The sequence below is a fragment of the Mycobacterium sp. 852013-50091_SCH5140682 genome (genome assembly GCF_001665685.1).
In the GTDB taxonomy this organism is placed as follows: domain Bacteria; phylum Actinomycetota; class Actinomycetes; order Mycobacteriales; family Mycobacteriaceae; genus Mycobacterium.
Genome location: NZ_LZTB01000057.1, coordinates 162,750 through 177,952, shown reverse-complemented (window position 1 = coordinate 177,952; position 15,203 = coordinate 162,750). Strand labels below are relative to the sequence as shown.

The following is a 15,203-nucleotide window of genomic DNA, read 5'->3' as shown; positions in this document are numbered from 1 at the left end:
TGCTCACTCCCCGGCGGCGGAGACGTAAATCGGCCCGCGCTCTATGACGGGGTCGAGGATGCCCGTCTCCAATTCGTTGGCGGCGTCCTCCAAGCCGGCGGGATCGCGGTGCTGGCCGGGATAGCCGATGAGTTTCTTGACCTGTGGCGTCATGAAGTACGCGCCGGCGATCACTGACGACAGCGGATCGAAGGTGAATTTGTCCTCGGCCCACATCTTCTTGAGGGCGCCGCGCAGCTCGCCGTCCGGCACGTCGGACAGGGCGTGCACAGCCGTCAGGACGGCGTCGAACACGTCCGCGCGCGCGGCCAGCGCGAGCTGAAGGTAGGGCTGAAACTGTTCGGCCGCACTGGCTTTGGGATTGGGGCCAGCTTCGGGGATCAGCGTGTCGGCGATGCGCAGCAGGGTGGTGAGCTCCGTGTCGGTGAGCGGACGCGGTGGCTTGGTCACCCGGGGTGGAACCGACAGACGCTTCTGATCGGACTGGATCGTCATGCCATTGCCTTTCTGGCCGTCGTCTGTTCCACGACCTTCTTGCCGACCCGCAGCGCGAGGGCGGTGATGGTGCAGGTGGGATTGGCCGATCCCGACGTGACGAAGATGCTTCCGTCGGCGATGTAGAGGTTCTCGACGTCGTGGCACTTGCCGTACGAGTCGACGACGGAGGTCTTGGGGTCGTCGCCCATGCGTGCGGTGCCCAGCAGGTGCCCGGGTTGGTCGACCCAGAGTTCTTGAGTGATAACCCGTTTGGCGCCGGCGGCCTCGTGGGCTTTGACCATCTGCTCGACGGTGAACTTGAGGAGCTTGCGGGTGTTCTCGCTGACCCGGTACTCGACTTTCGGGGCGGGCAGCCCGTCGGAATCCACCAGGGTCTTCGAGAGGGTCACGCGGTTGTGTTCCTCAGGCAGGTCTTCGGTGTTGGCCGCCCAAAGGATGCCGTTGCGGGCCGCGCGGGCCACGTCGTGGATGGCCGGACCCCAGAGCTCGTCGAAATCGAGTTCGCGGTGGGCTTCGATCGCGTTGAGCGGACCGGGTGTCGGCAGCGCGTGCAACTTGGCGCCGCGGACGAACCCGCGTGAGGCGTCGGTCTCGTAGAACTGCATGGAGTGGATCAGCTGACCGGCCGGGCCGCGCCAGCTTTCGAGGTCCTCCTCGTAGTAGCCCAGCGCGGTGCAGTTCGGATGCAGCATGAGGTTCTTGCCGACCAGGCCCGACGAATTGGCCAGGCCGTCGGGGTGGCGGTCATCTGCCGACAACAACAGCAGCCGCGGGGTGCCAATGCCGTTGGCGCACAGCACTACCGACTGTGCCGGTTGGAACCTCAGCGTGCCGTCGCGGTCGATGTACTGGGCGCCGGTGGCCAATCCGTTTTCGTCGGTGACGATCTTGGAGACCCGCGCTCCGGTGACGACCTCGGCGCCGGCTTGCTGCGCCTGAGGCAGGTAGATCAGGTCGAACGAGGCTTTCGCGCCTTGCGGACAGCCCCACTCGCAGACACCCCAGCGGGCGCACTGTTCCAGGGTCTTGTTCTTCTGGCTCGGGATCGCGTTGGTCCCGGGCCACCAATGCCAGCCGAGCGCGTTGGCCGCCGCGGCCGCTTTCATACCGGGCTTCCCCAACGGGTGCGGCGGCAGGGGATAGTCCAGGCCCTCCGGATAGGCGGTGTCCCCGCCGACGCCCGAGACACCGATGAATTCGTCGACCTCATCGTGATAGGGCTTGAGGTCGTTGTAGCTGATCGGCCAGTCATCGGCAACGCCGTCAAGGGTTTTCACGCGGAAGTCCGACGGCAGCAACCTGGGCCATTCGGCACCGTAGTAGATGGAACTGCCGCCGACGCCGTTGAACATGACCGGCCACATGTCCGAGTCGGTGACGTCGACCGGATAGTCCGACGGCAGGCCGCGGACGTTGGGGTCGTGCGCCCAATTGTGTTGGATGAGCAACTCCCATTCCGGGAAGTTGGCGGGGAAGTCGCTCGGGTTGACCCAGTCGCCCTGCTCGAGGCAGACGACGCTCAATCCGGCAGCGGCCGCCGTGTGGGTGACCACTGCACCGGACGGGCCTGCGCCGATCACCAGTACGTCGACCGGCTTGTTATCGAATGTCATTGCCTGGCCTCACTTCCTGTGCGACGTGACCTATGCGCCCGCGAGCACGCCGCCGTCGACGACGAATGCGGTGCCGGTGATAGCGGTGGAGTGGTCCGACAGCAGGAACGCTACCGAGTGGGCGATCTCGATGGGCTCGATCGCGCGTCCGATCGGTTGGAAGTCGGGCAACCCGGCCTCGAGTGCTTCTCGGCCGCCGAGTGCCTCGTAGTGCGGCACGTTGAGCGGGGTGTCGACGAAGCCGGGGCACACTGTGTTGGCGCGAATGCCCTGAGCGCCGAAGTCCAGCGCGATGGCCTTTGTCAGCGTGAGCACGGCACCCTTGCTGGCCGTGTAGGTGGTCAGCAGCTTCTCGGCGCCAATGGAATTGATCGATCCGAAGTTCACGATCGAGCCTCTGCCGGCCTTGAGCAGCTCCGGAATCGCGTACTTGGAGCCGAGGAAGACGCCCTTGACGTTGACATCGAACGTCTTCTGGAAGTCCTCGACCGAGGCGTCCAGGATGGTGCCGGGGATCAGGATGCCCGCGTTGTTGACGATGCCATCGAGCTTGCCGAAGGTGTCGACGGTGAACGCGACGAGGTCTTTGACCTGTTGCTCGTCGGTGACGTCGACAACCCGGCCGATCAGGCGGTCGTCGTCAACTTTGAGCTGCGGCAGGTGCTCCGGCGAACGAACGGTGGCGACCACCTGAGCGCCCTCTTCGTGCAGGTGGTGGGCCGTCGCCAGGCCAATGCCGCGTGCGGCGCCGGTGACGATGACGGTCTTCCCTGACAACAGCGTGCCCATCGGGTGCTCTCTTCCTGTCGATGGCCGGAGGGTCGTCCGGCGGATAGTCGAAATTGTGCATTTGTCGACAATTGGTCAATACGAGTGTGCCGTGAGAGCGCGTGGCCGTCAAGCATGAGTTTTGTGCGGGGCCGGCCGGGCGGCTGTCGAACGCGGCGATCAGGACGCCAGTGCCAGCCCCTGCCCGACGCTGTCGGTGCTCACGATGCGGTCGACGGCATGGCCGAATCGGAGTTCGACCCGGGCGATGAGATGGTCGAGCGCAGCCGCATCCGACGGGTCAGCGGCGATCGCGATGATCTGAGATGCACTGTAGCCATGCATGATCCGTGCCAGTGGTGCTGCATGCCGGGCGCTGACGGCTACGCGGCAACCCGCCTGCAACAGCTGGTGCGCGGTGCTGCGCCCACGCTCGGTGTCCGCGTCGAGTACCAGGACGACTTCGCTGTTGCGCGGCTGTGCTGACATCGTTTTCTCCTTCGCGTTCAGATGTTTCGAGCCAACCGCCGCCACCTTGGTGGCCGATGAGAAACCGATGTGATGTGCACTTGAATTGGGCGAGAAGGGGATTGGCCAGGTCGCAGACGCGCCACGCTCGGCGGGACGGGCCTTCCGTTGGGTCCCGCGGGATGACTGGGTTGTTGGCAAGCGTGGGCAGGCAAGCGGAAGTACGGGCAATACTTGATTTGCGGTGCGGGGTCTAGCAAATAATGTGCGTGATGCCGCCCACACTCGCGCCGGGGAACACGCCGAACGCGTCAGATGCCGTCGAAAATTAAGGTGTTTGTCATTGTTCTTATCGCTGACCGAACAACCGGTGAACAACATGGGTTTTCCCTTGGCGCGCTCTGTCAAAGTGCCTTACATTTCGCTCCGTCTCAGCGCCACAGCACGTCGCGGGGACCTGAATCGAGCTGCGGCGCAATGCCGAAATGACGAAGGGGTACAGGCATGGCAAAACATCGCAAGGCTTCTGAAAGATCGGTGCGCACGCGCACGTTGGTGGCCGGTGTGCTGGCCGGTGGCGCGCTGGTCGCGGTCGTCCCTGCAAGCATCGCGTCGGCGTCCACCGATCCGTCGGCTGATGCTGTCAAGCGTCCCGGATTCGGAAACCCTGCTCCTGGCGTGCGCGTCGCACAGGCCGTCGGTGACAAGGTCTTCAACCAGACGCCGGGTATCAACAAGACGCTCGACGACAGCCCGCTGGGCGAGGGCTACCACATCAACTTCGGCACACCGGCCGGCGGCGTCGACACCAGCACCCGCACGGCGAGCAACCCGAACCCGGCTCCCCTCACCACCGGCACCAACGGCGCCGTCCAGGGTGAGCTGAATGTCAACGCCGGCAAGTACTACTACGACCAGACCCAGAAGTGGGCGGAGTTGACCGTCGGCAACAAGATCCTCCCGGACGAGAGTGACCTGCCGGGCACCCTGCCGAAGGCGGTCGCCGGGGCCAACGTCCTCAATGCCACGAGCGCCAAGCCTTCCAACGCCAACAAGTCGCTTACTTGCGTCGCCGCAGCCACCTGCAACCACTGATCAGCACGAAATACAGCAGCGGGCGGGCCAATCGGCCCGCCCGTTCTTCGTCGCTACTCTTCGATCTGGTTGCGTCGCTTCTTGCGTTTGATCCCGACGCTGCCCCATAACGAGAAGCCACGGATACGCACGCGCGGGGCTCCGGGGGAGCCCTCCCCGGGAACGGACTGGTCGAAGCTGCCCATGACGGCGAGGCCATTGACTTCGACGTTGACTTCCGGTGGCACCAGAATGGTCTGCCCGCCACAAATCGAATAGCACCGGATTTCGACTTCCGGCGCGGTGAAGTCGGCATAGCGCATATCGACAACGCCGCCGCCGAAAAGGGTGAATGTGGTGAGCTTCATCGGCACATTCCACCGGCCCCGACGTTCGAATCCGCTCATGATGGCCAGCAACAGCGTCGACGGCGCGGGATGGCAAGGGCCACCTTTGTTGCATGGAATGGCGCCGGGCAGATCGTTGCTCAATCGCGCCAAATCGGCATACGTCTGCGCCGAGTAAGCCTTGGCTAACCGATCCTCGTATTCCGGCATCGGCAGGCGGCCCGCGGCTGCGGCCTCAGTGAGCAGCTGCGCCACCTGAATTCGATCAGTGTCGGCAGCTCGCGTCGACCGGCTCTGCGGCGCTGAAGTGCTCATCAGACACGAGCCTACGACGAACGCCTGCACATGCAAGACGGTTGGCCAAACTGTGGCTTCCCTCGCACCAGCGAAACCGCCAGTCTGCCGAATTTTTATCTGGCTGAACTGAGGTAATCCTGAAAAGTTTTGGTGCCGACCGCATTTTCCGGCACCAGATTGGCCCCAGCTTTGTAACCCGCGACAACACGACCGCCGAGCGTGAGACTGAACACGTGCCGCCTGCTGCCCCGCGCCGCGAGGTACATCCGCCCGAGTTCGTCGTGGCCGTGCACCGCCGGGCCCCCGATGTCGGGCACCCGCCCGGACGGAGGGGCGTCGACCAGTTCGGCCAATCTGACGGCGACATCCCGCGTGTCGATCGGCTGGAACCGCACGCCGCTCAGGGCCCACAGGACCGGTGAGAAGCGCTGGACGGCGAAGATCTTCTCGATCAGTTCGTGGAACTGGGTGGCGCGCAGGACGGTGTGCCCGACGCTCGACGCCGCCAGTGCCTCTTCGACCCGAAGCTTGGCCTTGTAGTACGGCAGCGGGATCTGGTCGATGCCGACGATCGACATGTAGACGATGTGCTCGACGCCGGCCCGGGCCGCCGCGGCGAGCAGGTTCTCCGTGGCGGTGACGTCCTTGCTGCCGGTGGGTTGCGTCGCGCAGTGGATGACGACGTCGACGCCGTCGAGCGCGGCGTCCAGGCCTGCGCCCTTGGTCAGATCGCCTTGGCACCAATGCACACCGGTGTATCCGACACGCTCCCGGCGGCTCAGCGCCCGTAGTGAGTGTCCGGCCGCCGTCACTTCCGGCACCACGTGGTGTCCGAGTGTTCCGGTGGCGCCGGTGACCAATACGCACCGAGGCATGCACCAAGGCTAGGTGCGGCTACCAAAAATCCACACCCCCGCTGCGGTGGCGATGTGCTGCGAGCGGCTCAGCCGAACGGCGAGAGTGCCTTGGCGATGCCGCCGGTGAGCTTGTCGACGGCGTTTTCCCAGGGCCCCTTGGCGTCTTTGCCCGGCCAGATCTTCTCCCACGGGCCGTTCGAGGTGGCCTGCTCCCAAGGGCCCTTGCCGCTGCTGCCACCGAAGACCTTTTCCCACGGGGCATTCGCGGTCACGGTCTCCCACGGGCCGTTGGCGGTCAACGCCTCCCATGGCGCTTGCGGAGTGCTCGCACTCGATGACTTGGACGACGTGCTGGGCGCACCGCTGGCGGTGACCGTGGTGGTCTTGCCGGACGTCGGCGGCTTGCACGGATTGGAGCAACTGACCGTGCTGCTGGGGTCGGCCAGGGCAGGTGCGGCGAAGGCCAGTGGTGCCGCGATCAGAGCGGCGCCGACCGCAGTGCGGCGAATGAGCTTCTCGAGTCCTTTGGTCTTTGCGCGCGAAGGCTTCGCACCCGGCGTCATTGTTTGCTGAAAATTTTTCACCAGCGTCATAGATCGGCACTCTAAGTCCCGGTTTCGGGTCCTGCAGCGCGGGTGGTTCGGCGCGGGCGCGGCGCTTCGTTGCAGGTCGTCTCGTTGTTGAGCCGATTGCACCCTAGGTCCGCGTTTTCCCAGGAAACATCCCGATGGTTCGACTCTTCTTCAGTGTTGTGGTTCACAAAGTTAGCCCACTGATACCTCGCTCACGCTCGTTCCTGCCAATACGACAACACCCCCGCAGGAGCCTGGCTCCCACGAGGGTGTTGTGTGAATCGAGTTTGTTACTCGGCGGGCGGGAACGCCTTCTCCCACGCGCCGCCGTTGATGGCCTCGACGCCGGACTCCCAGGCGCCCTTCTTATCGCCGAGCGTTCCGTTTGTACCGTCGAACACCGTCTCCCATGGGCCGAAGGACGTCACTTCGTTCCATACCGGGTCGTTCTTCCCGTCATTGTTGATGTCGCCGACGCATGGAGCGCAGTCGAAGTTCATGCCGCTGGGCTTGGCCATTGCCGGCGCGGCGAAGGCGAGTGGGGCCGCGATCAGAGCGGCGCCGACGGCAGTGCGTCGAAGAATCATGTCGGCTCCTTGTGATGTTTGCTGAGTGCTGTCCTTAATGTACGGCGTGAAGTCGCTGGACACCAGCTGTGAAATCGTCGTGAGTTGGCCCTTCTTTGCATATGCAATGAGCCATCGACCCTGCTCAGGCGGGCTTTCTCTGGCGAAATCGCGGCTGCCTCGGACGATGCCAATCGTGGGCCACGGACCTTGCCGACGCGGAGTGAGATATTTGCTGGTGTGTCAATCTGCCCAGGTCGGCAGTGTTCACCGCGTCGGCAGTGGCGATCGGCGCTTCGCGACATCCGGCGAAATTGCCCCGATGAGCAGGAGATACATCGCGCATCTCAGCGGACTTTAAGGTATTTTCCTACGCAACCGTGTGACAGCGTTCTTTCAAGTGGGACACAGCTGGATCACAGTCAGGCGTAGAGCATCCGAGAGAGGAACACAGACGATGGCGTGGACCAAGATTCCTGCCGCTGCGGCGTCGATCGCATGCGCGGCCTGCATCGCGGCTGCGACGGCAGTGCCGGGCGCCGAAATGCAGGCGGCCCACCTCGCCAAGGCTGTGAGCGGGGACGTTCGCCTGTCGGCCGACTTCCTCCAGCTGACCCAGCTCGACTCCTTGAATGGGATCCCGGCGCTGCTGGAGTTCCTCGTGACTCAAGACCCATGGGCATTTGTTCCGGTCTCGGACGACCCCACAACTCCGGACGTAGACGAGAGCTGGCCCGGCTATGCCGCGCTCAGCGCCCTCTGGAATTACCAGAATCTCCTCGGTGGCGACTTGGGGTATGACGGGTTGAGCGGCATTGCCGCGTTCGACGCGATTCCGATTTACCTGAGCGGACCGGACGCCATCCTCACGTATTCCGCTGCGGTCAACGGTATTCCGGGGTATGTGAATGCGCTCGGCGGTGACTTCACCGGCGTATCCGTTTTTGACGGGATCACGTCATTCCAGAATTTCCCGACCCAGGGACTCGACGCGTTTGTTCCTGTGGAAGACGATCCGACCACGCCTGACGTCAACGAATCGCAGGCGGGCTACGCCGCTCTAAGTGGGCTTGCGTCGTACCGCGACTTCATCGAATCCGGCGGTGACGTAACGAAGCTGGCTGGCATCGACGCCTTTAGTGCGATCCCGAACTGGAAGAACTTCATCGAGAGCGGCGGCCAGGATGTTTCATCCGACGGACTCGGTGGCATTGACGCGTTCAGCGCAATACCTGTGTACAAGGCGGCACTTACGACGGATCCCCCCGAAGAAACCGCGGACGTCGCAGGCGAAACGGACGATCAGGGAGCGGCGGCCAAGGTCGCGTTGAACAAGAATGTCGTGACCGAGAAGTCCGACATTGAGCCGAACAAGGTGCCAACCCTGAGCAACCCGGTGGCGGCGATGTCCAATGTCACGCCGCCGGCTGCAGAGTCGGTGGAGGCTGGAGCCCCAGCGGCCGCACCGGCCGCACCCGAAGCCGCGTCCGCTCCGGCGGCCGCTGACACGAGCTCCGGATCCTCCGGCAAGCAGTCCAACGGGTCGTACTCGGGCGTCTTCAAGCCCAACAATCCGGTCGTCCTGTTCGGGACCGGCAAGGGCGGCGGCGCCGACAACGGCATCCGCGGTTGGGACAAGGTGGCCAACGGGATTCGCGGCGCACTTGGCCTGCCCAAGGACAACAGCGGTTCCGGCGACAGCGGAAGCAGCAGCGGCGCAGAGTAGATCGCCCGAGCTAGTCGAGCCGCCAGACAGCGGACTGGCGGCTAACTCACAACATCACGTCCGGCACGCGGGCGGCGGAGGTATTTCCCCTCGCAAGCACTCCTGACGTCGGCGTCCATTACGGGGTGCGACCGCGTTCCTTTTGAGGTACTTTGCTGCCATCGTGTGGAGGGGCAACCCGGGGCGTCAGCAAACAAAACACTGTCGTCATCCACATCCGAGAAGGGTGGACGTCGATGGCGTTGTCGAAGGTTCCGAGTGCCGTAGCCGCTTTGGCTTGCGCGGCGTGCATTGCGGCTGCGGCGGCGGTGCCGGGCGCTGAGATGCAGGCAGCCCACGTTGCCAACGCTTTCAACGGTGACGTACGCCTGTCGGCGCTCACGGACCTCGACTGGCTGAGCGGTATCCCGGCACTACAGAACTTCCTCGCCACTGGCGATCTGCATTCGTTTGTTCCGGTCGCCAATGATCCTGAAGATCCTACGAATCCGAATCAGGCCGGCTACGCAGCGCTTAGCGCGCTGTGGTTCTACCAGAATTTCTTTAGTACTGGCGATATAACCAATGCGTCCGGGTTGGGCGGCATCGATGCTTTCAGCGCCGTTCCTAACCTTCTCGCCGGAGATTTCACAAAGCAGGCCGCATTTGATGCAATTCCCGTCTATCAAAAGATCGCGAGCGGTACTGCGACCGTCGATGATCTGGCACCTCTGTCATCGGTCAATGCACTAGTTGCCTTCTCGCGAGTTCCCAGCGAGGGATTGCAGGCATTTGTGCCGGACGCGACGACTGGAAACCCCGGCTACGCCGCACTCAGCGGAGCGTATGCCTGGCAGCAGTTCCTCCAGACAGGTGACGTCACAAAGTTGGCGGGTATCGATGCATTCAGCGCGATCCCGAATTGGCAGAGTTTCCTGACGAGCGGCGACATCTCGGTGAAGACCGGGCTCGGCGGTATTGCCGCATTTAGTGCGGTGCCGGTAATCGCGGACGCTGTCACCAATGCCACTCCTTTTGCCGCCACGCAGAACACGACCAAGCAGGAAGCACCTCAAACCCTCACGCCGACCACGTTGAGCAAGACGGTCGACACTCAGGCGCCTGAAGGTCAAACGCCGAAGGTCACCAACCCGATCACGACGGCTCTCTCCAACGTCACGCCGCCGTCGTTCAACACCGGTAAGCAGGACGCTCCCGAACAGGCACCGGTCACCCCGGACACGCCGAGCCTGCCGACCTCCAACGACAAGAGCACTCTTCCGACCGGCAAGCCGTCCAATGGCTCGTATTCGGGTGTCTTCAAGCCCAACAACGGCTCGCCCATCTTGTTCGGTACCGGCGGCGGTGGCAGCGCCGACAACGGCATTCGTGGCTGGGACAAGGTCGTCAGCGGCATCAAGGGCGCCCTTGGCGGTGGCGACAGCAGCAGCTCAAGCAGCGGCGGCTAGTCAGCCGAGAACCTCACGCAAATCGGGCGGGCTCGCAAGAGCCCGCCCGATTTGTCTTGATCGTGAGCTACGCCGCGGCCTTGCCGGAAGCCTTCGTGGACTTGCCCTTTGACGAGCTGTCCTTGTCGTGATCCTTCACCGGTTTGGTCGCTTGGTCGATCTTTTTGGCGATGTCCTTGCCCGCCTGTTCGACCTTGCCCGCGGTGTCGTTCACGCCGGCGCGGACCTTCGCCACGGTGTCCTTGACCGACTTCTTGAGCGGATCGCTCGGATCGGCGGCATGCTTTCCGGGCGCGCTCTTGAGCGACTCGGTGATCTTCTGCGCGGTCTTGTCGAGCCTGGTGGAGCTGCTCGCCACGTCGACAGTACGCACTGCGGTCCCCGTTGACGGAATCGAGGTGACCGGTGCCGGTGCCGCCGCGAGCGTCGTCGACTTTGCCGTCGTCTTGGCGGGTTCCTTGACCTTCAGCGCCGTGTCGATGGCCCCGGTGACCTGCGTGTTGACCCCGTCGAGTGCGCCGGTGACCGGTGCGAGCCCGGTCTCGACGGCATGGAACATCGGATCGGTGACGTTCTTCTGGATCTGGTCGATCGCGTCGCGCAGCGCCTTCGCCCCGGCTTCGGACAACGCGTTCTGTGTTACGGGGGAGAGGTCGACCCCGGGCAGCTTCGGTGTCCACTTCGACGGGGTCAAGGCGTTGGCCTCGATGCCGTCGACAAGGGCGTTGAACACGGTCTGCGTCGCAGCGAGCTGCTGAGTGGGGGTCAGCGGCGAATGCCACAGGTAGGCCTGGTCGCCGCCCATGGTGTATGTGCGCTGCAGGGTCACCGGGTCGACGTCCTGGTAGCCCATGTTGACCAGCATGCGCAGCGCGTCCTCGACACTGTCGGTCAGCGGCGTCGGAACATGAACTCCCGGAACCAGATTCAGCAGGCGTGGCGCCATGTTGAACGGTTCGAGCAAGGGCAGATTGCCCGAGTCATAGGTGATGTAGGTGGCGGTGCCCGGGAACTTGGTGGCGTCGGCGACCTTGTCCAAAGCCTCACCCAAACCGAGGTGCAGCCAGTCGATGTCTTTGGCGGTCCGGACGATGTCGGCCCACCCGGGGACCATCGCGACGCCCTGACCGCCGGTGGGGTCCAGCATCACCTTGAGGCCGTCGGCGATCCCGAGGCCCAAGGGCACTATCAGGCTGTCGATGTTGTTGCCGTCGCCGGGAATCAGGTAGGTGAGGAACACCCCGCCGGCCGCGGCGTTGGCCCAGGCCAGGGGATTCAGCGTGGTCGGAGCGTCTGACAGCGGGTTGTAGGCCCAGGTGATGTCGAGGATCGAGGTGTTGAGGACCTTGGTCATGTTGCCGTTGTTGGCGTCCGCGTTGGTATAGCTGCCGGCCGGTGGGGTCGAGAGGTTAACCCCGAGCAGGTTCGTGAAAGGCGTTGCCAGGGCGAACAATCCACCTCCGGGGCGGCTGGGGTTGTTGAAGAACACCAGCCACTGGCCGGTGACGCCCACGCCCCAGTCGGGATCGTTGGACTGCACGGCCTTGATCATGTCGCGGTAGGCCAGCGAGGTGGTCAGCCCGCCGAGGCTCTCGGAGAAGATGATGGCCCGGCGCTGGTTGAGGATCGGCGCGGTCTTCACCAGGGCTGCAACAGCGTTGGCGAACGCCTTGGCGAGGGCGGGGCCGATCACCGGGATGCCTTTGATCGGCGCGGTCAGGGCATCCGCAACGCCGGTGGTGGTGTACTGCAGCCCGTTGACAGCGTCGTAGACATCGCTGGGCAGCGGGCCTTTGACCCCGGCCTCGATCGGCGAGATCTTGTCGAGGACGTCGAGCAGCTCGTTGACGGCCGTGGCCAACTCGCTGCCGCCGACCACTCCCGCGGCTGCTTCAACGACATTCTGCGGCGTGATGCCCAACAGCTCGGCAGCCCAGAAAACCGGCCCGACCCCGTAGATGCCGACAGTTTTCGGCATCGATGGCAACTGGGGTGCCGCGGTGAGGCTGACTTCCGTTGTAAGCGTTCGTTTTTCGGCCAGCAGTGCGCCCGGCGCGGATGACGCGACACCAGCGGTGAGCGCGGCGGTGGTGGCCACGACGGCGGTCGCGACCGCGGCAGCCTTGGTCTTCTGGAGCCGCGCAGGAGTGGGGTGGGACAAGTCGCTTCGGGCCTTCGCTGTGAAGTGGCTGACAGGGCGTGCACACTTTAGCAATACTGTCTAGTTGGCCTGCGGTATTTGCCTGAAAAACTATCTCACGCGTCAAAAATGGCTGGTCGGCCGCCGTAGGCCGGGCCGCGTTTGCGAAAACGCCGCAGTCGTTGTTGTGACCAAGTCACCAAATCTTGCGGGCCGCCGGCTTCGGCGACGTCGAGATGACCGCACTGAGTGCCCCGATGTATTACGGCCGCGACATCGATGACGCGTTTAGCTTCATCGCCGCCCAGTCGGCGGGGGCATTCGGTGAACTCGACGATCGATCCCGCCGTCGTGCGCCGGACACGTTAAGAGCCAACATCGCCGATCATCTGACCGACCAAGGCGTGTTCTACGGTGCTGCCCACTGGCTCATCCGGGCTAAACGGCGTTGACGATCGCGCTCGTTGTCGAGTAGCCGAAACTGTTGTGTGCGGACAATTCCGCAGCCACCAGATGTACTTCCGAGATTGGTGATCCGATAATCTCCAGCGCGGAGTTCTCTGTCCATGGTGTGAGGCTAACGCCGGTCTCTCACGGGAGTTCTCGCTCTGCCCGCCCGGGCGGTCAGCGGTGCTGCAGGATCGAAATCGTATTGTGCAGCATGCTCACGGCGTAGACAGTCTTTCCGTCCGGGCTGACGGCCACTGGCCCGAGGTCGTCCTCGACAGGGATCGTCCTAGACATGGAGTTGGTGGTCAGATCGACTACCCCGATTCCGTAGCCGCCGGTGACATATGCGGTGGTGCCATCGGGACTCACCGCGACGTCCTTTGCGTTGGAGACTCCCTTTAGGGCCACGGTGGCCAGCACCGTCCTGCTGGAAGCATCAATGACAGTCAGCGTGCTGTCGAGAGTGTTGACGGCATAAACGGTGTCCCGGTCGGGAGCTGCCGCTATCCCGCGGGGATGCCGGCCCACCCCAACATGATTCGTGAAACCCTCATCCGGGACGAGGGTCACTACGTCGTCCTCCATGCTGTAGGTGACAAATGCGGTGCCGTTAGGAGCAATCGCGATCTCTGTGGGAGAGTCACCCTTGCCCACGACCTTTGCCTCTTTCTTTGCGGTGAGGTCGATGACCGACACTGTCCCTGCGGAATTGTTGGCCGTATAGGCGGTGGCACCGTCGGGACTTAACGCAATCCCCTCCGGGTCGCCGCTGATCGCGATGGTGTCGGTGATCACCTTCGCGCCTAAATCGACGACCGATATCGATTTTGCGCCAGAGTTGGCGACGTATGCGGTGTTGCTGTCTGCGCTGATAGCGATCCCGGCTGGATACATGCCAACCGGGATCGTGCCTGTCACAGCATTGCTGGCGGTATCGATGACAGACAGGGTGCCGTCACTGGAGTTCGTGGCGTACACAGTCTTGCCATCACGGCTGAGGGCAATACTTTTGACACCCTTGCCGACTGGGATCGTCGCAGTGATCGTATTCACTGGCAGGACAGGCGATTCGACGCTCGCGGACTGGCTCCCGTGATCGCGCACAAAGTACACGGCAGCTGACGCCAACGCAGCTACCAGAGCCGCTGCGCCAATGATCCCGACCGTGCGCAACAACCATTTCCGGTTTGACGACGGCCCTCCGTGCGCAGGCGGTTCCGGCGGTGGCTGCAGTGATGCGCCAGCTTCAGACTGAACGGGGCGCCGAGCCACCGGCATCGCCTGAGGTTGCGCACCGGGCGACGGCACCGCAGGGGCAGTCCGTCCAACGCTGACGGCGATGCCGAAAAGCGTCAGGAACACTAGCGACAGCATGAACAGCGGTCCGCTCGCTTCGATGCCGAATACAAACCACGTGATGACGTGCAAAGTCTCCAAAACGCCGTATCCGACGCCGGTAATCAGACCAAACTTCCGAAATATCGGCCGCCCGTTGACGGCGAGGACCAGCACGGCGACTCCAAAGACTGCCGACGGAGCCACAATCAACGCCGCCGCTGCAATTTCGGGTAACGCGTTGACGGTCGGCGCTGCCGCGAGCGCCGCCACAGCACTCGCCAGCGCAGCTGCGGCGGTGGTGACGGCGAGGCGTCGCGCCGACGGGGCAGTAGCGCCCATCGAGTGTGCGATGAGACCGAACGCCACAGCCAGGCCCAACCAGATAACGACCGACCACAGCGTCCACGTTCCGATGCCTTGTGCGGGTCCTGGCAGGCTGGGGTCGCGGGTGTCGCGGATCAGAAAGTCAGCCGTCTGAGAGGCAAACATAACGACCGGACTCAATGCGACGAGAATCCCGCCCGCAAGAAGCCCCGCGCGGCGCGTAGGTGACTTGGTTTTAAGGTCTGCTGGCTGGGGAGCGGGTGCACGGGTGGCCTTGGGTGCCGGCTGTGGTGGCTGAGGCGGCGCACCATTGCCGAAGCTGGCCGACGCGAGCCCACCGAGCAAGGCGCGCAAATGCCCGTCATGTTCGAGATCGATGTCGTGCTCGAAAGCCCGGCCAACGACAGCCATCACCTCGTCGCGGCTAAGGGTTCGCCCGGTCAGTGCGGTGATTCGCTCAGAAAGCGCGGCGAGCCGATCGGGCACTGTCATGGCGGTCATTCTAATGACGCGGTTGATCTGCAACTCGGCGCCGAGTTCGTCGATGCGTTCGACGGCGAGCATCGTGTCGTCCCGCGCTGTGTACCGGGGCCTCATCGATAAGCGATTCCGTCAGATCCCGCGCGTCGTAGGCTCCCTGGCCCACCTGGGTGTCACAGCAGACCTCCCAATGACTCCCGAATTCATGATCAATCCAGCAGCACAGCCACCAGAAGT

The 15,203-nt window shown here is 63.7% G+C and carries 14 protein-coding genes; 4 read left to right on the top strand and 10 right to left on the bottom strand.

What is annotated here, in order from left to right; translation table 11 throughout:
• Window positions 1–3: 3 nt before the first annotated feature.
• The 4 genes from A5784_RS17690 to A5784_RS17675 all read right to left on the bottom strand — a co-directional run bounded on the left by A5784_RS17690 (window position 4) and on the right by A5784_RS17675 (window position 3,368).
• Entirely contained in the window at window positions 4–495 is a 492-nt protein-coding gene (locus A5784_RS17690) for a hypothetical protein (protein WP_064946193.1), read from the bottom strand.
• Window positions 492–2,111, bottom strand: a complete 1,620-nt coding sequence (locus A5784_RS17685) for a GMC family oxidoreductase (RefSeq protein ID WP_064946192.1) — start codon at window positions 2,109–2,111, stop codon at window positions 492–494. Before A5784_RS17685 ends, A5784_RS17690 begins: the two co-directional genes overlap by 4 nt.
• 30 nt (window positions 2,112–2,141) lie before the next feature.
• Window positions 2,142–2,900 carry an SDR family NAD(P)-dependent oxidoreductase gene (locus tag A5784_RS17680; RefSeq protein WP_064946191.1) on the bottom strand — a complete coding sequence of 253 codons (759 nt, stop codon included), beginning with the start codon at window positions 2,898–2,900 and terminating at the stop codon, window positions 2,142–2,144.
• A gap of 159 nt (window positions 2,901–3,059) precedes the next feature.
• A complete protein-coding gene (locus tag A5784_RS17675) occupies window positions 3,060–3,368 on the bottom strand; it encodes an SDR family NAD(P)-dependent oxidoreductase (protein ID WP_064946220.1) in 309 nt (102 codons plus the stop codon).
• Window positions 3,369–3,851: 483 nt separating this feature from the next.
• Between A5784_RS17675 and A5784_RS17670 the strand changes: the two genes are divergently transcribed.
• Window positions 3,852–4,442 (top strand): hypothetical protein, encoded by a 591-nt coding sequence (locus A5784_RS17670; protein WP_156750627.1) that lies wholly within the window; start codon window positions 3,852–3,854, stop codon window positions 4,440–4,442.
• A gap of 53 nt (window positions 4,443–4,495) precedes the next feature.
• Here the strand turns inward: A5784_RS17670 and A5784_RS17665 are convergent, their stop codons facing one another.
• The 4 genes from A5784_RS17665 to A5784_RS17650 form a co-directional block, all read right to left on the bottom strand.
• Window positions 4,496–5,083 (bottom strand): DUF1707 SHOCT-like domain-containing protein, encoded by a 588-nt coding sequence (locus A5784_RS17665; RefSeq protein WP_064946189.1) that lies wholly within the window; start codon window positions 5,081–5,083, stop codon window positions 4,496–4,498.
• A gap of 95 nt (window positions 5,084–5,178) precedes the next feature.
• Window positions 5,179–5,940: an SDR family oxidoreductase gene (locus A5784_RS17660; RefSeq protein WP_064946188.1), complete on the bottom strand. Its 762-nt coding sequence runs from the start codon at window positions 5,938–5,940 to the stop codon at window positions 5,179–5,181.
• A gap of 68 nt (window positions 5,941–6,008) precedes the next feature.
• Complete coding sequence (locus A5784_RS17655) at window positions 6,009–6,515, bottom strand: hypothetical protein (RefSeq protein ID WP_156750626.1); 507 nt, start codon at window positions 6,513–6,515, stop codon at window positions 6,009–6,011.
• Between the two features lie 269 nt (window positions 6,516–6,784).
• Window positions 6,785–7,081, bottom strand: coding sequence for a hypothetical protein (locus tag A5784_RS17650; protein ID WP_064946186.1), 297 nt, complete (start codon window positions 7,079–7,081; stop codon window positions 6,785–6,787).
• Window positions 7,082–7,517: 436 nt separating this feature from the next.
• Here A5784_RS17650 and A5784_RS17645 point away from each other — a divergent pair, with 436 nt between their 5' ends.
• Together A5784_RS17645 and A5784_RS17640 are read left to right on the top strand one after the other, a co-directional pair.
• On the top strand, window positions 7,518–8,786 hold the full coding sequence (locus A5784_RS17645; RefSeq protein WP_064946185.1) for a hypothetical protein: 1,269 nt from the start codon (window positions 7,518–7,520) through the stop codon (window positions 8,784–8,786).
• Window positions 8,787–9,022: 236 nt separating this feature from the next.
• Complete coding sequence (locus tag A5784_RS17640) at window positions 9,023–10,234, top strand: hypothetical protein (RefSeq protein WP_156750625.1); 1,212 nt, start codon at window positions 9,023–9,025, stop codon at window positions 10,232–10,234.
• Window positions 10,235–10,301: 67 nt separating this feature from the next.
• On the opposite strand, the gene A5784_RS17635 is transcribed toward A5784_RS17640, so the two are convergent.
• Entirely contained in the window at window positions 10,302–12,395 is a 2,094-nt protein-coding gene (locus A5784_RS17635) for a hypothetical protein (protein WP_064946183.1), read from the bottom strand.
• Window positions 12,396–12,610: 215 nt separating this feature from the next.
• Here A5784_RS17635 and A5784_RS17630 point away from each other — a divergent pair, with 215 nt between their 5' ends.
• A complete protein-coding gene (locus A5784_RS17630) occupies window positions 12,611–12,826 on the top strand; it encodes a hypothetical protein (RefSeq protein ID WP_156750624.1) in 216 nt (71 codons plus the stop codon).
• Between the two features lie 172 nt (window positions 12,827–12,998).
• Here A5784_RS17630 and A5784_RS17625 read toward each other — a convergent pair whose 3' ends face one another.
• A complete protein-coding gene (locus A5784_RS17625; RefSeq protein WP_064946181.1) occupies window positions 12,999–15,050 on the bottom strand; it encodes a beta-propeller fold lactonase family protein in 2,052 nt (683 codons plus the stop codon).
• Window positions 15,051–15,203 lie beyond the last annotated feature (153 nt).